Source organism: Segatella copri (assembly GCF_002224675.1).
Classification (GTDB): Bacteria; Bacteroidota; Bacteroidia; order Bacteroidales; family Bacteroidaceae; genus Prevotella; species Prevotella copri_U.
Genome location: NZ_NMPZ01000002.1, coordinates 99318 through 117957 on the forward strand (window position 1 = coordinate 99318; position 18640 = coordinate 117957).

The 18640-nt window shown below is 44.7% G+C and carries 15 protein-coding genes; 5 read left to right on the top strand and 10 right to left on the bottom strand.

Features of this window, described 5'->3' with window-relative positions; translation table 11 throughout:
- Nucleotides 1-5 precede the first annotated feature (5 nt).
- The 3 genes from CFT61_RS02410 to rfbD all read right to left on the bottom strand — a co-directional run bounded on the left by CFT61_RS02410 (nt 6) and on the right by rfbD (nt 3194).
- On the bottom strand, nt 6-968 hold the full coding sequence (locus CFT61_RS02410; RefSeq protein ID WP_228115568.1) for a PCMD domain-containing protein: 963 nt from the start codon (nt 966-968) through the stop codon (nt 6-8).
- Between the two features lie 196 nt (nt 969-1164).
- Nucleotides 1165-2298 (bottom strand): dTDP-glucose 4,6-dehydratase, encoded by a 1134-nt coding sequence (locus CFT61_RS02415; protein WP_089542894.1) that lies wholly within the window; start codon nt 2296-2298, stop codon nt 1165-1167.
- Nucleotides 2299-2321: 23 nt separating this feature from the next.
- Nucleotides 2322-3194 carry a dTDP-4-dehydrorhamnose reductase gene (gene rfbD / locus CFT61_RS02420; protein WP_089542895.1) on the bottom strand — a complete coding sequence of 291 codons (873 nt, stop codon included), beginning with the start codon at nt 3192-3194 and terminating at the stop codon, nt 2322-2324.
- A 625-nt stretch (nt 3195-3819) separates the two neighbouring features.
- Between rfbD and CFT61_RS02425 the strand changes: the two genes are divergently transcribed.
- A complete protein-coding gene (locus CFT61_RS02425) occupies nt 3820-5436 on the top strand; it encodes a DUF6377 domain-containing protein (protein ID WP_089542896.1) in 1617 nt (538 codons plus the stop codon).
- A gap of 50 nt (nt 5437-5486) precedes the next feature.
- Here CFT61_RS02425 and CFT61_RS02430 read toward each other — a convergent pair whose 3' ends face one another.
- Together CFT61_RS02430 and CFT61_RS02435 are read right to left on the bottom strand one after the other, a co-directional pair.
- Complete coding sequence (locus tag CFT61_RS02430) at nt 5487-6239, bottom strand: SDR family oxidoreductase (RefSeq protein WP_089542897.1); 753 nt, start codon at nt 6237-6239, stop codon at nt 5487-5489.
- A 23-nt stretch (nt 6240-6262) separates the two neighbouring features.
- Nucleotides 6263-6841, bottom strand: a complete 579-nt coding sequence (locus CFT61_RS02435; RefSeq protein WP_089542898.1) for a histidine phosphatase family protein — start codon at nt 6839-6841, stop codon at nt 6263-6265.
- A gap of 225 nt (nt 6842-7066) precedes the next feature.
- Here CFT61_RS02435 and CFT61_RS02440 point away from each other — a divergent pair, with 225 nt between their 5' ends.
- Nucleotides 7067-7672, top strand: a complete 606-nt coding sequence (locus CFT61_RS02440) for a DUF308 domain-containing protein (protein WP_089542899.1) — start codon at nt 7067-7069, stop codon at nt 7670-7672.
- A 92-nt stretch (nt 7673-7764) separates the two neighbouring features.
- Here the strand turns inward: CFT61_RS02440 and udk are convergent, their stop codons facing one another.
- Genes udk through CFT61_RS02455 form a run of 3 tightly spaced genes read right to left on the bottom strand, consistent with a single transcriptional unit; the run spans nt 7765 to nt 10036 of the window.
- Nucleotides 7765-8388 carry a uridine kinase gene (udk, locus tag CFT61_RS02445; RefSeq protein WP_089542900.1) on the bottom strand — a complete coding sequence of 208 codons (624 nt, stop codon included), beginning with the start codon at nt 8386-8388 and terminating at the stop codon, nt 7765-7767.
- Between the two features lie 5 nt (nt 8389-8393).
- Complete coding sequence (locus CFT61_RS02450) at nt 8394-8969, bottom strand: uracil-DNA glycosylase family protein (protein WP_089542901.1); 576 nt, start codon at nt 8967-8969, stop codon at nt 8394-8396.
- A gap of 2 nt (nt 8970-8971) precedes the next feature.
- Nucleotides 8972-10036 (bottom strand): endonuclease/exonuclease/phosphatase family protein, encoded by a 1065-nt coding sequence (locus tag CFT61_RS02455; RefSeq protein WP_089542902.1) that lies wholly within the window; start codon nt 10034-10036, stop codon nt 8972-8974.
- Nucleotides 10037-10421: 385 nt separating this feature from the next.
- On the opposite strand from CFT61_RS02455, the gene CFT61_RS02460 reads away from it, so the two are divergent.
- Complete coding sequence (locus CFT61_RS02460) at nt 10422-10673, top strand: type B 50S ribosomal protein L31 (protein ID WP_089542903.1); 252 nt, start codon at nt 10422-10424, stop codon at nt 10671-10673.
- A gap of 98 nt (nt 10674-10771) precedes the next feature.
- Here the strand turns inward: CFT61_RS02460 and CFT61_RS02465 are convergent, their stop codons facing one another.
- Nucleotides 10772-11509, bottom strand: a complete 738-nt coding sequence (locus tag CFT61_RS02465; RefSeq protein ID WP_142990533.1) for a hypothetical protein — start codon at nt 11507-11509, stop codon at nt 10772-10774.
- A gap of 248 nt (nt 11510-11757) precedes the next feature.
- On the opposite strand from CFT61_RS02465, the gene CFT61_RS02470 reads away from it, so the two are divergent.
- Entirely contained in the window at nt 11758-15813 is a 4056-nt protein-coding gene (locus CFT61_RS02470; RefSeq protein ID WP_089542905.1) for a hybrid sensor histidine kinase/response regulator transcription factor, read from the top strand.
- Between the two features lie 547 nt (nt 15814-16360).
- Nucleotides 16361-16915: a glutathione peroxidase gene (locus tag CFT61_RS02475; RefSeq protein WP_089542906.1), complete on the top strand. Its 555-nt coding sequence runs from the start codon at nt 16361-16363 to the stop codon at nt 16913-16915.
- Between the two features lie 103 nt (nt 16916-17018).
- On the opposite strand, the gene CFT61_RS02480 is transcribed toward CFT61_RS02475, so the two are convergent.
- The gene (locus tag CFT61_RS02480) at nt 17019-18380 is read right to left on the bottom strand and encodes a TrpB-like pyridoxal phosphate-dependent enzyme (RefSeq protein ID WP_089542907.1); all 1362 of its coding nucleotides are present in this window, start codon (nt 18378-18380) and stop codon (nt 17019-17021) included.
- Between the last annotated feature and the right edge of the window lie 260 nt (nt 18381-18640).

Below are 18640 nucleotides of genomic sequence, written 5' to 3' on the forward strand. Positions count from 1 at the left end.
CATTATTAATATACCAGTGACACATTATCTATCCACAAGGTGTTGCCTGGTGTTCCGATATAGGCACCGCCATCCGAAGAAGAGAACTGGAGAATGAGATGAGTAGGCGTTTCATCGGCAGCAGCCCATCCCACTTCTCTTACGGGCACACTCTTACCCTTGCTGTTGCGGGCATAATCGGTAGAACGGAGTCCCATCGTTGCGGCATGGTAGCCAGCCATGTGACGGATATCACCATAGTGGATGGTATAGGTTGCATCTTCCACCCATCCATTCGTACTCTTGCCGTATCGTACCACCATCGTACCCACTCGCTTGGCTGTGATATTACCCTTGGCATCCTCGTGACGCTTCTGAAGATAGAGCACCACGATGGCATGGTCTCTTCCAGCCACAGTAGAGGCACCACTGAATCCATTCTGTTTGATACGGTTGGCAACATTAGGAAGGGAGGTCTTGTAATCGAAACGCAAAGCCTTAGGACGAGCCGTAAACGGAATACCCCAGTTGATAGCCTTTGGACCATCCTTGGTACTGGTGATCGGTTCACGAACATTTCCCAGGAAAAGGGAACCAGCTGCAAGTACCTTGATATTGATAAGTCCCAACACCTTTACCTTTTCTATATGAGTCTCCAGTTTGGCGCAATAGCCACTGCCGTGCCTGTCGCGATAAACCGAATTATTGGTCTTGTAAATGCCGGAAACATGTGCAAGAACATTGGATGAGCCCCAAGGAGACCCACCCTTATTGGTATATGGAGTATTGCCATGGATAGTCATATTAGGTCCTACGGCATAAATGGTTTTCTGATTACCACCAATGATAGCCGACTCTTTGATATTTCTGATTACCCAGTGGTCCATGTTTCCATATTTCAGAGGAACCACTTTTTCCTGTCCCTGCATAGGAAGGCATGACAAAATAGCAAGCGCTAATGCAATGCCGAAAATTACTTGTTTTTTCATATCTATTACTTTTATCTTTCTAGATGCTGCAAAGATAGAAAAACTTTTCGTACTTTCGGGTTTTCAAAGTACTAAAAAATGAATTATTAAGAAATAATAATATATTTAGGGGATTTTAATCGATGAAAAACAAAAAAAAGCCCCGCAAGAGCAAAAGCTTGGGATAGTGAAAGCTTTTGCTCTTACAGGGTGTCTATTAACGGTTAGAATACATGTTGTCATAGTACTTCTGGTAATCGCCAGAGGTAACGTTGTCCATCCATTCCTGGTTATCGAGATACCATTTTACGGTCTCCTCGATACCCTCCTCAAACTGGAGTGATGGCTCCCAACCGAGTTCCTTCTGAAGCTTGCGAGAGTCGATGGCATAACGCATATCGTGACCCTTTCTGTCAGTTACGTAAGTGATGAGATCCATATCCTCGCCTTCCTTTCTGCCGAGCAGACGGTCAACAGTCTTGATGACCACCTTGATGATATCAATGTTCTTCCACTCGTTGAAACCGCCGATGTTGTAAGTCTCGGCAATCTTACCCCTGTGGAAAATCATATCGATGGCACGGGCATGATCTACTACATACAACCAGTCGCGCACATTCTCACCCTTACCATATACAGGCAATGGCTTGCGATGACGGATGTTGTTGATGAACAGCGGAATCAACTTCTCTGGGAACTGGTATGGACCATAGTTGTTAGAACAGTTGGTCACGATGGTTGGCATACCGTATGTATCGTGGAAAGCACGCACGAAGTGGTCTGAGCTTGCCTTAGATGCAGAGTATGGAGAGTGAGGATTATACTTGGTAGTCTCCAGGAAGAACTCCTCGCCGTAAGCCTCGTGGTTCTTACCGCTGGATGCCTTGGTGGTGAAAGAAGCAGGAACGCCCTCAGGATGAGTCATCTGCAATGCACCGTAAACCTCATCGGTAGAGATGTGGTAGAAACGCTTGCCCTCATATCCCTCAGGAAGACTCTCCCAGTAAATCTTGGCAGCCTGGAGCAGAGACAGGGTACCCATCACGTTGGTATGAGCAAAAGTGAAAGGATCCTTGATACTTCTATCTACATGACTCTCGGCAGCGAGATGGATGATGCCATCCACCTTGTAGTCCTGCATCAGCTTCAGCATCAGGTCGAAATCGCAGATATCGCCCTTAACGAAAGTATAGTTAGGCTTGTCCTCAATGTCCTTGAGGTTAGCCAGGTTACCTGCGTATGTCAACTTGTCGAGGTTGATGATGTGATACTCAGGATATTTGTTCACGAAAAGTCTTACTACGTGTGAGCCGATGAAACCAGCACCGCCCGTGATAATGATATTCTTCATTTCAATTCTTTTTTATATTATAATTATTTTGCTTCCGCCAATTCGGCGATACATTTCTTCAAACTGTCTGTCCAGTATGGCACCTTGAATCCGAAGGTCTGCTTCAGCTTGCTCTTGTCGAGCACAGAGAAGTGAGGACGCTTCACTGGGCTTGGGAACTCCTCGCTGTAGCAAGGCTGGATATCGCAGGTGTTTCCGCTGAGCTCGCAGATGATCTTGGCAAAATCGAACCAAGAGCATACACCCTCGTTAGAGAAATGATAGATGCCAGTCTTGTCGAGCTGGTTGGTCTCAATGATGTGAGAGATGACAGCAGCCAGATCGCCGGCATAGGTAGGAGTACCCACCTGGTCAAATACCACCTTCAGGGTGTCGTGACTTGCCGTGAGGTTCTGCATCGTCTTCACGAAATTCTTACCCCACTGCGAGTAGAGCCATGCCGTACGGATGATGATGTGCTTGCAGCCGGTAGCCTCGATGCTTTTTTCTCCGGCGAGCTTGGTTTTGCCATATACGCCGAGCGGATTGGTTTCCCAGTCTTCCTTGCAAGGGATGTTCTTGTCGCCCTGGAACACATAGTCTGTGCTCACATGAATCAGGGTTCCATCCACTTCCTTCATCGCCTGAGCCAAGTTGCCTGCTGCCGTATTGTTGAGCAGGTTGGCGAGGTCGAAATCGCTCTCCGCCTTATCCACGTTGGTATAGGCAGCGCAGTTAACGATAACCTGGATATCATTTTCCTTCACCTTTTCGCGGATAGCGTCGAGGTTAGTAATATCCAATTTCTCATAGCCTTCAGCTACATCGGTGAAGACAAACTTGTGATTGCTGTTTTTGGCGCAAATCTGCATTTCATGGCCGAGCTGACCATTAGCGCCTGTAACTAATATATTCATATTTTGCTGTGATACTAGTTAATGATAATACATTATATATATAATATGTGGCAAAGATAATGAATTATTCCGAGCTACACAACTTTTATGAAGACAAAAAGATTCATAGTAACATAAATTATACTTTAAGGAAGTACAACCCTGTAAAAACAAAAAGCCCGCCGCCTTCTTTCACAAGAAAACGACGAGTCTTTCCTAAACATAATAGTAAAGCATTGCTGCTTTTTTGAAAGCAAATAGATTCAATCAAGCAGGCTTCCTATTTCAATCAATCTTTCCCCTAAGAAACTAATACTGTTATTTAAATCAACATACTAAATCAACAAAAGGAATATTTATATACCTTTAAACTTTAGAAGACTTGAAGTGGTTTTTAAACCAAAGTCATTTTTACTGCTTTTTTGAATTCCGCTGCAAAGATACGTACTTTTTTGGCTATCTGTACACCCTAGTAGGCGTATAGTAAATAGAATGTAGATTTGCTAGGTATATAACCTACCGATTATCAGTATTTTAACCCATTTAAGCATTTTTATCAAAGTAAATGCTTTTATTAGAAATCTTTTCTATATCTTTGCAGCGTAAACAATAAAAATCGTACAAAAGGATAAAAATAGTATAGAAAATGAAGCAGTACATACTTTTACTATTCATCATGATACCACTTCTCTCCTATGGCAAGACCGATATGGAAAAGCTATTGGAGCGGGTTGACCATGCTATCGAAATGGACAGCTACTACCAGCAACAGAAAGAGAAGGAGCTCAAACGACTGAGACGACAGGCAGGCGATGCAATCACTGCCGAAGAAAGGTTATGCTACCTCGACAGTCTCTATCGTGCCTATAGTAACTATCGCTACGACTCATCATGTGCCTATGTGAGCAAAGGGCTCCAACTGGCAGAAGCTACCCATAACACCTTTTATATTACTCACTTCAAGATACACCGGGCATCCGTGCTGTCGGTGGGAGGATTCTATGCCAAGGCGGAAGGCATTCTGGAGACACTCGACCCTAAGCAAATGCCCTACGAACAGAAGCTGTATTACTACTTCACCTATGCCTGGCTGTTCAATTACTGGCAATCTTACGCAGCCAAATCGGAATTTGCAAACGACTTCAAAGCCAAGAAGAAGTATTATATGGGAATTTTGCTTGAAAACTTCAATGAAAAAGGCAAGAAGTCGGCATATTACCAGTATCTGAAGGGAGAATATTTATTTCTCAGCTCGCCTACACACAGAAGTGTATTGGACTGTTATCTCAAAGCTTTAAAGATGACGGCTAAAAACGATCGACTGCATCCTATGGCAGCATACGGCATAGCCCGTTACTACAGAGACCTCGAACAGTATGATCTGTATGTGAAGTATCTGGTAGAGGCAAGTGAGTCTGATGGAATTTGCCAACTCAAGGAGACAACAGCCCTCCAAAAACTTGCCTATTTTCTCTACGAAACGGACAAAGACGACAGCAAGCGTGCCACCCGATATATCCAACATTCCATGGAGGATGCCCAGTTTTTCAACAACCGTCTCCGTATGATAGAGATTTCAAACATCCTGCCAGTGATTGTTACAAGCAACCAGGAGGCTGCAGAACGCTCCCGTACCCGTATGGAGATTGGATTCATCTGTGCCTGCGTCATCTTAACCATCATCCTGATTCTTACAGTGGTGAATACCAAACAGAAAAACAGTTTGAAGAAAAACCGAAAGGAGATTGCGGCACAGAACAAGCAGTTGGCAGAGCTCAACCAGCGACTGATGGATACCAACAAGCGACGCGAAACCTATATGAGCCTCTTCATGGATATCAGCGCCCTGTATATCCGCAAGTTGGATGACTACAGAAAACTGGTGAGCAGAAAGGTAAAAGCCAAGCAGACAGACGACTTACTGAAGAGCATCAACAGCTTCAAGCTGGCAGAAGAGGAATCGTCAATGTTCTACATCCGTTTCGACAAGGCTTTCATGGAATTGTATCCGAATTTCGTCCAGGAACTGAATACGCTTCTCAAGCCAGAGCACCATATTGTGCTGCCATCTCCTACGGAGCTGACAACCGAAGTAAGAATCTATGCTCTGATGAGACTGGGCGTAACGGATAGCCAGGAAATAGCAACCCTGCTGTACTACTCTACCCAAACCATCTACAATTACAAGTCGGGAATGAGAGCCAAGGCGATCAACAGGGAAACCTTCGAGTCGGATATCAACCGACTCTGCCACATTATATAATAAGTAAGTTCCGCACGCCCTGAGGGCGTACGGAACTTACTTATAAAAGATTAGTCACGATGGATAACGGTTCCATTAGCCTGATGGGTAGCAAGAACCAGGACTTCTGCAATCTGCACATGCTCCGGAGCACTGGCAGCATAGAAAGCCACATCCGCAATATCATCACCATTCAATGGTTCGATACCCTGATAAACACTGGCAGCACGCTGATTATCTCCATGGAAACGGACATTAGAGAAATTCGTCTCCACCAAGCCGGGCTTGACATTGGTAACACGCACCTTGGTATGAGCCACATCAATACGCAAGCCATCGGTGATTGCCTTGACGGCAGCCTTGGTAGCACAATATACATTGCCACCAGCGTAAGCCGCATCACCAGCCACACTACCAATATTAATAATGTGTCCATGATTACGTCTCACCATACCAGGAACTATCAGACGAGTCATGGTGAGGAGTCCCTTGATATTAGTATCAATCATCTGATCCCAATCCTCGAAACTACCCTGATACTCAGGTTCCAGACCACGAGCCAAGCCTGCATTATTGATCAGCACATCAATATTGCGCCAATCCTGCGGAATATAATCCACAGCCTTTCTTGCCGCTTCACGGTTACGCACATCAAAAGCCAGAGCAAGGACCTGTACCCCCTCTGCCTCCAACTCTTTCTTGAGAATTTCCAGTTTACCGGTGTTTCTACCCGTAATGATCAAATCGTAGCCACCTCTTGCAAAGCGGCGTGCACAACCCTCGCCAATTCCGCTGGTTGCACCTGTGATAAGAGCAATTTTCATATACTTTGATTTTTATGATTAGTCTATAGAATGAGAACCCTGACCTCGGCATTCGCCATTTTCTCTATCTGATTCATCGGGCGTTTGTAATACACACTCTGAATCGCCTTGTTGATGATACCATGACCTACTGCGAGTATCGTCTTATCAGGATATACCACCTTCAACCAAGTGAGGAAGTTCTGCGCCCTCGACTTCATCCGCTCCAGAGATTCGATATTGTCCGGCCAATCCTTCGGGTCTTTGGGAAGAGAAGGAATGAACTTACCCGTAAAATCTCCCCAGTCACGTTCTCTGATTAAAGGAGTCGTCTCTATTCTCTGGAGAATATCATCTTCCGTCAAGAATGCAGAAGCATCTGCAGTTCCCTTCAAGTGCATTTCTGCCTCCAAATGGGGACGGGCAATGATGGCACAAGTCTGCATACTGCGATAAAGATCGCTCGAAACGAAGACGTCAATGTGGTCACTTGCCATTTTCCTTGCCACTTCTTCAGCCTGCTGAATGCCCACGTCATTCAGCCTGCCTGGAGTCTGCCCCTGCATAATCTGGGCGGCATTATCCATGGTCTCACCATGTCGAACTAAATATAGCTTTGTCATATTGAATATTTATCATCAGATGGGCATTCACCCATCTATTTTATTTTTGCTTACAAAATTACTGATAATAATTGAAATGAAGGAATAAATTGCGTTAAATATGATATAAAAGCGGGAGAAAAAACTTGTGGTATCAAAAATCTTTCGTACTTTTGCAATAGAAAGGAAATACTTTTCAGGAAAAGGAAACGCAATATTGCAACACAACATTTTAAATCAATTGATATGAAAGTAATACAAAGTTCATTATTTCGAGCCTTATGCGCCATCATTGTAGGTGCTCTACTCATACAATACAGAGAACAGACAGTCACCTGGATTACCATTGCCATCGGTGTGTTGTTTTTCCTCTCAGGCGTATTCTCGTTACTCAGTTATATGAGTGCCAAGCGAAATGCAGAGAAAATGAAGGGACAGTATCTCTATGATGCACAAGGCAACCAAATCATAGGTATGCGCCCTAACTTTCCTCTTGTAGGATTCGGTTCACTCATCTTCGGCCTGGTACTGGCACTGATGCCAAATGTATTCATTGCCTGGCTGATGTTCATTCTCTCGGCAATACTGATTATGGGCGCTCTAACCCAAATGGCTACTCTGGTATCTGCTGCCAAGATGGGCAGAGTGGGTATCGTATATTGGCTGATGCCTACACTCCTGCTGCTGTTGGGTCTGTTCACCCTCTTCAGCCCATCATCCATTGCCTCAGCTCCATTACTCGTTATCGGATGGGCAATGCTGGTATATGGTGTAGTAGAAGCCGTCAATGCCCTGAAGGTTTCCAACAACCGACGCAGATGGCATAAGACACAGGAAATACAAAAGAGATAATACGAAAAAAAAAGATAATACGAAAAAAGAGATAATACGAAAAAAGCTTCTATCATGGGATTCATATCCGAATGATAGAAGCTTTTATGGTTTTAATCTACCAATCCCTCTACATATCTGCAGAGAATACCAATACCGGTAGCATTCTCTCCTCCCTGAGGAATGATGATGTCTGCATAGCGCTTGGTAGGTTCGATAAACTGTTCGTGCATTGGCTTGAGCACCTTCAGATAACGATCTACCACCATGGAAACCGTACGCCCCCGATCGATGGTATCACGCTGGATGTTACGGATCAGGCGCTCATCGGCATCTGTATCCACAAACACCTTCAAGTCCATCAAATCACGTAATTCCTTATCCACCAAAGTCATAATTCCCTCTATGATTATCACTGGCTTAGGTTCTACATGAATCGTTTCCTTCTCGCGGTTACACTTCAGATAACTGTAGGTAGGCTGCTCGATTGCCTTACCGGCACGAAGGTCGGCAAGCTGCTGATGAAGCAACTTCCAATCGAAGGCATCCGGATGATCGAAGTTGATCGCCCTACGCTCCTCCTCCGTCATATTCGTCGTATCATTATAATAAGAATCCAGAGGAACAACTGCCACGAAATGAGGAGGCAAAGCTTCCACCAATCTCTTGACTACGGTAGTCTTACCGCATCCGGTACCACCAGCGATACCGATCACTGTTACTTTATTTTCTGCCATATCTCTTATTTTTCCAATATATCATTAAACATTTTCCGATAATACTCCGCCTTCTTCTCTACAGCCATCGGATAAGCCCTACTGCTGCTAGGCATACGATAGAGACGGAACTTGCGGTTTTCGAATTCAAACTCCACAAATCCTCCCATCTCCGGCTTTTCCCTGATACCGAAGTGATCGGAGAAGACTTTGGTTGCCAGCTGTCCGGCAGTAAGTACCGCCGTGCAATCAGGCAGGGAACGGAGCATGCCGTCCAGGTCGGAAGGCTGAACCACCTGCAAGTCTTTGTCAGATGCCGTATTCTTGGTACGGATCACCTGCTGGGCAGTATCATAGATAGCCACCCCCTTCTGCATCAGGAACTCCTTGATGGCATCCAGGCGATAAGTCTTGTGCTCCACATCTACGAAATGAAACTTGTCATCAAAGTAGATGATACCGAAGATTCGCCACATATCATTCTGGAAATTAGGATAATACCAGGGCATACACCAGCGCTTTTCTGCCGGCGGAAAGGTTCCGAGCATCAGCAACCTGGCATTGCCCGGCAACCATGGTTCAAAAGGATGAGACTCTATCATTTCTACTTCTTTTTTACCAGATACAGTACTACCGGCAAGTGGTCGCTGTATCCATTCAGCCATTTACCGCCAGCCTTGGTACGCAACGGCGCTCCCTGATAGCGACCCTCCTGCTGGATGAGATAATCTCTGCGGAACACCTGATGATTCCAGTACTTCAGACTGTGATAGCCCTTCTTCTTTCCATCCCTGTTCAGAAGATTAGGAGTCAGCACTATCTGGTCGAAGAGATTCCATTTTCCTCTGTAGTAAAGGGTTCCCTTTTCTTCCTTTGCCAGGATGTTATACCAAGGATTATACATATCTCCCTCACCTACTTCTGATATTTCCGGTTGGGCACGAAGAACTTCATGCATACTCTTGTTGGTAGGATCATCGTTCATATCTCCCATCACAAACACCTTCATCTCTGGATTCAGGCGAAGCAGGGAATCTTTCACAGCCTTGGTCTGACGGGCGCCACTCTCACGATAGAAGGAATCGGAGAAACGACTTGGCCAGTGACAAACGATGACCGCCACATCATCCCCCGCCATCTCACCTCTCACCGTAAGGAAACCACGGGTATAAAAGGCAGAATCCTTTGCCAACTCCTGCACATAAGGAACCAGCTTCACATTCTTCACCGTAAAAAGAGCCGGATTATAAAGCAGTGCACAGTCGATGCCTCGCTTATCCGGACCTTCGATATGGCAGAACTGCATATTGCGAGCCTTCAAAGGCGGCTGGGCAGTAAGGTCTCTCAGTACGTTGGCATTCTCAACCTCGGCAAGACCGATGAAGGCACAACCTGCATCAGGCAGCACATCCGTACCCATATCAGCAAGAGTTCGAGACATATTCTTCAACTTACTCGTATATTTCTCGCTATCCCATCCTTTAGCAGGCAGATACTCATAATCATTCTTGCCAACATCATGACAGGTATCAAAGAGGTTCTCCTGGTTGTAGAAGCCAACGGCAAAAACCTGGAACTTTTTAGGGTTGAATTTCTGCTCCGCTTTCTGCGCCCAAGCACCCAAGCCAACCATGAGCAGGGCTGCCAATAATAGCATTTGTCTTTTCATTCTTTTTCTCGCTTTAAAGTTATAACTATATGATACATCGTCTGATGTTCTCAAACTAATATGCAAAGATACCGCATAAATTACAATTATCACCATAAATGGGAATAAAATTTTGAGTTTTCATTCATTTTTAACACATCCAGTCCTCTTTTTACCACTCTAAAAGATCATTTTCCACCATATTTATATATACACAGACATCTAAATCCCCAATATTTCTAAAAAACACCGGGAAATATTTGGTGATTTCAGGAAAAAGCAGTAACTTTGCACCCTGAATTAGGTAAAGGCTATAATGGGCATGCCCTGAAGAGGGACATGAAATGATGTGAAAGCGTCCCCATAACGTCTATTTTTTAACAAATTAATAATAAATAAAAGAAAAATGAAAAAAGGTATTCATCCAGAGAACTATCGTCCTGTAGTATTTAAGGATATGTCTAACGGCGATATGTTCCTCTCTCAGTCAACATGCAAGACTAACGACACTGTAGAGTTCGAGGGCGAGACTTATCCAGTTGTTAAGATTGAAATCTCTAGCACCTCTCACCCATTCTACACAGGTAAGAGCAAGCTCGTTGATACTGCTGGTCGCGTTGACCGCTTCATGAGCCGTTACGCTAAGTTGAAGAAGTAATATATATACCTTTTTTAATAAGGATATATAATATCGAAAGATAGAAAGTGCATTCCAACGTAGTTGCATATACGTAGGAATGCACTTTTTTTATAAACCTATCTTCTCTTGTTCAATTGCTTCACCGTACCAGCCATTGGCTTCATGGTTGCTCCACTGCCGAATGAAGTTACAGCTGATGCAGAACGTGTAAGCTTCTTGGCATAACCGATAGTAGAAACCTCAGATAAATCGAAGTAGATGATGTCACCCTTCACCTTACCGGTACCAATCATATAACCATAGAAGGTTTTATAATTATTGCCCTTCTCGACACCGAGACGGAAACCGTACTGGCTAGCACCTGCATCCAATACGAAGGTGGCACCACTGGCATACTTCAGGTAGATATCGCCATTGTTATCGATATACCAGGAGAATTTCAGGGTCTGCTGATCGGTAACATTTCCCTGATTATCATGAACCTCATCTATCTCCACACCACTTCCACTCAGGGCATCGCTCTGGTTTCCGCTCTGATAGAATATCATATTGGCATAAAACTCATCATAGCCTCTTGACATACCATCATCCTGGATATAGGAATACTTCACCTGACCATACCACTCACCAACCAAGGTCATCGCCTCATCGACCAGATCATCATCATGTGAGCCCTGTGAACCTTCATACCAATAATCCTGGTTCCATCCCCAGCCACCATGGTTGTAATCATCGTACCATCCATAAGGATCATCCCAATAATCATCATCCCAAGGATCATCATCGCAACTGGTAAACGTAAAGGATACCGCAGCTATCGCCATCAGCATCACGAAAAGTCTCATTTTTCTCATATCGTAAGATTTTTATTTTATTGTTAATATCCGTACAGAGCTCAGACCTTTAACAGATCTGGTTCCTTGAATGATGGTGCAAAGATAAGGCAATTTTTACACCTAGCAAAGGGAAAAGAGGAATAATCTAGGGGAAAATCCCTATTATATAACAGTTTTTCCCTACAAAACCTTGTCATTCTCAAAAAAATACACTATCTTTGCATCAATATTTATGCATATTTACCAACCAAGGACTGACGAATAGAATGCCAAAAACAGATAATATGATTAAGAGAGCCATTTATAGCATACTCCTCATACTCATAACCTCACTGCAGGTTATGGGACTCCCCTACTGCGATGTTCGCAAATTCTCCATCATCGACGGACTTGCCGCCAACACGATTTCCGACATAGCACAGACACCCGACCGCCTGATGTGGTTCAGCACCTGGAATGGAATATCCTATTATGATGGAAACTCCTTCCATACCTTCCGTGATGAGGCAGACGATATCGATCTTCTTTCAACCAACCGCTTCATGGATATTTATGCCACAAGCAGAAACAACGTGTGGTGTATCACTGCGGGCAGACACCTCTATGCCTATGAGACCATATTGTGTACTTTCGTTCCCGTAGGTGACAACATCAATAAATTATATAACATCGACCTGCGAGTAGATAAGATATACCCTATCAAACAGGGCAACACCTGGGTAACGACCAAGTCTGGCGATTATCTGATACGTATCAAGGGACTCCAGAGAGAAGGAAATATTCCGGAGCTGATCAAGGTAGGACAAGACGGACTCCGAAGCGGAAACGTATGGCATATCTGGGCAGATCAGAAAAAACGCGAATGGATTCTCACCGACAAGGGAACCACCATCTACCACTCTCAATTCAGCACCCCCATCCCCTTCAAATGGATAAGAGAAGTGGGCGATAATATCTTTCTTGCCACCCAAGATGGACGCCTCGCCGTATTCGATGAGAACAACAAGCTGAATATGATACCACTCCCAGCCGGAGTAACCCGCATCAATCAGCTCAAGAACACGGGCTATCAGCTCCTGATAGCTACTAACCTGGGAATGATCATCTACAATCCACGCACCTTCAAAACTGAAATCATCAATGTACAAAGTCCAAGCCAGCCCCTGGCTGAGGTGAAGAATATCTATACGGATGATTTCGATATGGTATGGGTATTTACGGATGGTATGGGTGTAACCCTGGTAAATCCAAAGACTTCAGCCAAGCAATGGCTGTTTGCCGACCAACAGGATCCTATGGACCGCACCACCTCCGACAATTTCTTCATCACCCAAGATGAAAACAAGACTCTATGGATTGTGCCGAATGGAGGTACCTTCAGCTACTTCGACCGCAAAGCCAGCAAACTGGTACCTTATCTCCTGAGGAGCAACTCTTCAGGCAACTACCGCGTGCCTAAAATCGGAAAGCATTTCCTTTCCGACCAGGGAATCCTCTGGATAGCAGGTACCCACGATCTTACCCAGGTAGCCTTCAAGAACCATACGTATCGCTTAAACAAACTGGAGAATGGAGAAGCAGAAGTACGTGCACTCTGCAATACTCCAGAAGGATACCATTGGACCGGTTATGCGAATGGTGTCGTGCAAGTAACTGACAGCAAGTATCAAACCGTAGGTTATCTGGCTCCAGGCGGTCAGATTGTACCTAACCAGGTGCCTTTCTGTCCATATCCAGTATATTCAATCTTCAGTGATACACGGGGCAGGATGTGGATAGGAACCAAAGGCGACGGACTCTATGTCCGGTCGCATGAAGGCGTAAGCCATTACGAGCACAATCCAGCCAACAAGGCATCGTTACCGCACAACGACATTTATGATGTGGTAGCTGACCGCCATGGAAGAATATGGGTAGCCACACATGGTGGCGGACTGGCTCTTACCCAAGAAGGCGAAACAGGTCTGTTCTTCTACAACAGGAACTTTGGCTTGCCATGGCCTAAGAATAGTTTTGCCGATATACGACGCATTTTCTGTACCCCTACAGGAGAAATTCTGGTAGGTACCACAGACGGTCTCATTACATTCGGCGATAACTTCAGGAATCCGCAACAGATCAAGTTCTATCAAACCTGCTATATTCCCAACGATACCACATCATTGGCAGCCAACGATGTCAACTTTATCATAGAGCATAGCAATGGCAAGACCTACATCTCTCAGTTAGGAGGAATCCTGGAAAGTATCGTCACCAAGAAACTGCTGCAGGACAACTTGAAGACAAAGTATTTCAAGAACATCAACTATAATGAGGGTATCGTGCAAAGCATGATAGAAGATAACGAGGGCAACCTATGGGTGATCCGTGAGTCGAGTATCAACAAATGTAATCTGAAGACAGGAAAGACCACCGTCTTCGGTCCGAACGACTTCGATTACAACATCTCCTTCACCGGGGCTCGCCCTACCCACGATCCAGCCACGAACGACATTTCCGTAGGAACCCCATTCGGATGGCTGACCTTCAATCCAGCAACCCTGAAGAAGAGTCAATACCAGGCTCATATCATCTTCACTTCGCTGCACTTTACCGGCGAAAGCGAGTCTATCCCTATCCTGCATAGCGAGAAGATCGTGATTCCAGCCAACAAACGAAACCTGACCATCAGCTTCGCTTCGCTCGATTATTCACGTAAGTATCAGGTGAAATACCGCTATCGCCTGGAGGGACATACTCCTCCTGGAAAATGGATTGACAATGGTAGCAGCAACACTATCGGCTTCAACCGAATCTCACAGGGAGACTATATTCTCAAGGTATCAGCCACCAACTCCCATGGTATATGGAGCAAGTACATTGCAGAACTTCCTATCGAGGTACGTCCTACTTTCTGGGAAAGTGTCTGGGGCAGACTCACCCTGCTGCTATTGCTCGCTGCGGTAGTGGCAAGTATATTCTACTCCTATAACAGGAAGCAGCGTGAAAAGCTGGAGCACGAAATGAGTCTGATGAAGAACGACTTCTTCAGCAATGCCAGTCATAAGTTGCGCACCCCGCTGACCCTGATTGGCGGACCGCTGCAACACGTTCTGGAAACCGAGCATGGTATCACCCGAAACAGTAGGGAAATGCTCGTCATTGCCCTGAAGAACTCAAGAGAAATGCTGAATATGCTCAACAAGGTACTGAGGTTCGACGACAATGCCAACTTCCTGGTCAACGGCGGACTCAACGAAAACGTCAATGAGGAAGGCAATGAGATGGAAAAAGTTGAAGGCGAAATAGACGACACCACCGTATCCAAGTACCTGAAGGAGTTGGAAGAAGAAAAGAAGAAAGAAAAGGCAAAGCACGAAGAGGAGGAAAAACAGAAGGGTACAGCCTCTAACAAACCAAGCAAGAATCTCACCATTCTTGTTGTGGAAGACAACTCCGACCTGCGCCTATATCTCAGCAGCGTACTCGAAGAAAAGTACAATGTGCTCCTGGCAGAAAACGGCAAGGTGGGTCTTTATAAGGCTCGCACAGAGATGCCAGACTTTATCCTCACCGATGTAACCATGCCTGTGATGGATGGTATCACAATGATACGTGAAATCAAGCAAGACCGTACCATCTCGCATATACCTATCATCATCCTCTCGGCAAAAGCCAGTGTGGAAGACCAGTTGAAGGGATTCGAACAGGGAGTGGATGGCTATCTTACGAAACCATTCTCTACCTCCTACCTGATAGGACGTATCGAGGCTGCCATCAACAAACGCAAGGCTACGCAGACAGACATAGCCAAGATGATGAAGCAGAACGGAAAAGTAGGATATGCTGGAAAGACTGAAAATTCAGGAAATGCCGAAGCAGCAGAAATCTTCCAACCAGCTACAGAGCCAAGAAAGACGCTCAGTGAGCTGAACTTCGATATTCAGGAAAAGGAAAGACTGGCAGAGGAGAAAAAGTCGGAACTGAAGAGCTATGCATTCATGGAAAGTCAAATCAACGACAAGACCATGGGTAGGATCCTGAAGTACGTGACCGACAATATGGGCAGTCCAGACCTGAAGATAGACGACATCGCAGATGCCATCGGTATGAGCCGAAGTGTACTCTACAACAAGATCAAGCAGGCTGTAGGTATGACACCAATCGACTTCGTGCGCCATATCCGAATCATGAGAGCCTGCGAATTGCTGCAGCAGACCAATGATCCGCTTACCAGCATCGCTTTCGAAGTAGGATTCAGCGACCCTAAGTACTTCTCCAAGGTATTCAAGAAAGAACTGGGTATTGTTCCTAGCGAATATCGCGAACGAACCAAGGAATAAAAGACTGGAAATTGTCTTCTATAAATCTATAGAATAGGCAGAACATTTTGTTCTGCCTATTTTTGTGTTTATTCGGTAAAAAAAAGCGTATAAACATCCCAAAAACCGCCCCAAGATGGCAAAAAGAGAGCAAAAACAGGGCATTTAATACTTTTTAAGACGAAATACATAAAAATTAATGTTGTATATGATACAACTTAACGAAAAAATGTGTATCTTTGCACCAAGTTCTTAGAAAAGTTAAATGATAGATTAATCGTAAGGCTTCTCTCCTATTTTATATTTTGAGTTAGGAAAGAAGACGAAAGAGTCCGGGGATTGTGAAATTCCCGGACTCTTTTTATTTCACCCAACCACCTATATCCCCCAATGCACCTTACAAATGATAACTCAGGCTATTTTTTTAGAAAATTTATGCAAACTATTTACTATTTCTAAAAGAAAAATAGTACCTTTGCACAATGATAATGATTCGGCGACAAAGGAACTTCTCCAAAGTCGAAGAAAAAAGGATTGAAATAAACATAAAATTAGATACAAATTAAAAATGAGAACCGTTTACGAATTCTCCGTTAAGGACAGAAAGGGAAAGGAAGTTTCCCTCAAAGAGTACGCTAACGAAGTACTGCTCATCGTTAACACAGCTACCAAGTGTGGCTTTACTCCTCAGTATGAGGAGCTGGAAAAACTCTATGAGACATACCACCAGCAAGGCTTCGAGATACTCGACTTCCCATGCAATCAGTTTGGTCAGCAAGCTCCCGGTACTGATGAAAGCATCCATCAGTTCTGCAAACTTACATACGGCACAGAATTTCAGCGCTACAAGAAGATCAAGGTAAATGGTGATGATGCCGCTCCTCTCTTCAAATTCCTCAAGGAATGCAAAGGCTTCGCAGGCTGGGACGAGACTCATCCGCTCTACCCTGTTCTCGACAAGATGCTCTCTGAGGCTGATCCTAACTACAAGGAAAGCACAGACATCAAGTGGAACTTCACCAAGTTCCTCGTTAACAAGAAGGGTCAGGTGGTGGCTCGCTTCGAACCTACTACCAGCTTCGACGTTATCGCAAAGGCCATCGAAGAGTGGCTTCAGGCATAAAGATAACTAGTTTCAAAGATAAAGTTAAGTACTTTCATTGATAAAAGCATAAAAAAGCCAGCTTACATTCCTGTAGGCTGGCTTTCTTATTTCTTTTTAATCTTTAATCTACCTGAGGTACAGTCTGGAGGAACTTATTGATTTCCTCATCACTCACCCTATAATCATGCAAATCTCCATTGAGATAGCTTTCGTATGATGGCATATCAATGAGACCATGACCAGAAAGACAGAAGAGAATCACGGTATTCTTACCCTCTTCAGTAGCCTTCTTTGCCTCACGGATGGTTGCTGCAATGGCATGACAGCTCTCTGGAGCTGGAATGATACCCTCTACACGGGCAAAGAGCATACCTGCCTCGAAAGCTTCTGTCTGGGCTACATCTACACCATGCATATAACCATCCTTGACCAACTGAGAGATAATCATGCCGGCACCATGGTAACGGAGACCACCTGCATGGATGTTGGCTGGCTTAAAGTCATGCCCCAAGGTAAACATTGGCAACAGCGGAGTATATCCAGCCTCATCGCCAAAGTCATATTCAAACTTTCCACGAGTCAACTTAGGACAGCTCTCTGGTTCTGCAGCGATGAACTCGGTATGCTTCTCGCCCTTCAGGTTATGACGCATAAATGGGAAGGCAAGTCCACCAAAGTTACTACCGCCACCAAAACAAGCAATCACCTTGTCAGGATACTCACCTGCCATCTCCATCTGCTTTTCAGCCTCCAGACCGATGACTGTCTGATGCAAAGCCACGTGATTCAAAACAGAACCCAAGGTATATTTACAGCCAGGAGTGGTGGTAGCCAACTCAACAGCCTCAGAAATGGCTGTACCGAGAGAACCTGGATGATGAGGATCGCGGGTAATGATGTTCTTACCGGCACGTGTACTCATACTAGGAGAACCCTCAACGGTAGCACCAAAGGTACGCATGATGCTGGAACGGTATGGCTTCTGCTGCATGGTAATCTTTACCTGATAAACGGCAGCCTCCAGTCCGTAGAGCTTGGCAGCATAGGAAAGGGCACACCCCCACTGTCCGGCACCTGTCTCTGTAGTAACATTGGTATCCCCCTCCTGCTTGCAGTAGTAGCACTGAGGAATGGCAGAGTTGATCTTATGTGAACCCAATGGTGTTGCACTTTCATTCTTGAAGTAGATATGTGCTGTAGTACCCAATGCTTCCTCTAATCCGTAGGCACGAACCAATGGTGTAGAACGGTAGAACGCATACTTTTCCTGTACATCCTCTGGAATGTCTATCCAGGCGTGCTCAGTATCAAGCTCCTGCTTAGAGCACTCCTTATTAAAGATGTGAGACAAGTCGTCTGCACTGAGCGGCTTGTGAGTCTGTGGGTTCAACGGTGGCATAGGCTTATTAGGCATATCTGCCTGAATGTTGTACCACTGAGTAGGGATATCCTGCTCCTGGAGAATAAACTTTTTCTGTCTCATGTATATGTTTTTATTAAATTGTTAATTCTAGCTACAAAAGTACAAATAAAAAATGAAATACAGAAATATTCCCTTGTTTTTTAACGAATTTGATGTATTTTGAGCATAAAATAGGAGTAATTATTATCGCGTAAGGATTATTTAATGTTTTATAAGTGTACTTTTACCAGTTTTCGCCCCTACTAACAACAATTATTCCCCCTATGTTTTTCATTTTCTTCGTACCTTTGCATCAGTTAAAACAAAGGCGTTGTGAAACG

Bases quoted from the DNA above. Each gene is read 5' to 3' on its own strand.
- CFT61_RS02465 (WP_142990533.1), bottom strand. From the start codon at position 11,509: ATGAGAAAAATGAGACTTTTCGTGATGCTGATGGCGATAGCTGCGGTA.
- CFT61_RS02460 (WP_089542903.1), top strand. From the start codon at position 10,422: ATGAAAAAAGGTATTCATCCAGAGAACTATCGTCCTGTAGTATTTAAG.
- CFT61_RS02425 (WP_089542896.1), top strand. From the start codon at position 3,820: ATGAAGCAGTACATACTTTTACTATTCATCATGATACCACTTCTCTCC.
- CFT61_RS02440 (WP_089542899.1), top strand. From the start codon at position 7,067: ATGAAAGTAATACAAAGTTCATTATTTCGAGCCTTATGCGCCATCATT.
- CFT61_RS02480 (WP_089542907.1), bottom strand. From the start codon at position 18,380: ATGAGACAGAAAAAGTTTATTCTCCAGGAGCAGGATATCCCTACTCAG.
- rfbD (WP_089542895.1), bottom strand. From the start codon at position 3,194: ATGAATATATTAGTTACAGGCGCTAATGGTCAGCTCGGCCATGAAATG.
- CFT61_RS02450 (WP_089542901.1), bottom strand. From the start codon at position 8,969: ATGATAGAGTCTCATCCTTTTGAACCATGGTTGCCGGGCAATGCCAGG.
- CFT61_RS02455 (WP_089542902.1), bottom strand. From the start codon at position 10,036: ATGAAAAGACAAATGCTATTATTGGCAGCCCTGCTCATGGTTGGCTTG.
- CFT61_RS02435 (WP_089542898.1), bottom strand. From the start codon at position 6,841: ATGACAAAGCTATATTTAGTTCGACATGGTGAGACCATGGATAATGCC.
- CFT61_RS02430 (WP_089542897.1), bottom strand. From the start codon at position 6,239: ATGAAAATTGCTCTTATCACAGGTGCAACCAGCGGAATTGGCGAGGGT.
- CFT61_RS02410 (WP_228115568.1), bottom strand. From the start codon at position 968: ATGAAAAAACAAGTAATTTTCGGCATTGCATTAGCGCTTGCTATTTTG.
- CFT61_RS02415 (WP_089542894.1), bottom strand. From the start codon at position 2,298: ATGAAGAATATCATTATCACGGGCGGTGCTGGTTTCATCGGCTCACAC.
- CFT61_RS02475 (WP_089542906.1), top strand. From the start codon at position 16,361: ATGAGAACCGTTTACGAATTCTCCGTTAAGGACAGAAAGGGAAAGGAA.
- udk (WP_089542900.1), bottom strand. From the start codon at position 8,388: ATGGCAGAAAATAAAGTAACAGTGATCGGTATCGCTGGTGGTACCGGA.
- CFT61_RS02470 (WP_089542905.1), top strand. From the start codon at position 11,758: ATGCCAAAAACAGATAATATGATTAAGAGAGCCATTTATAGCATACTC.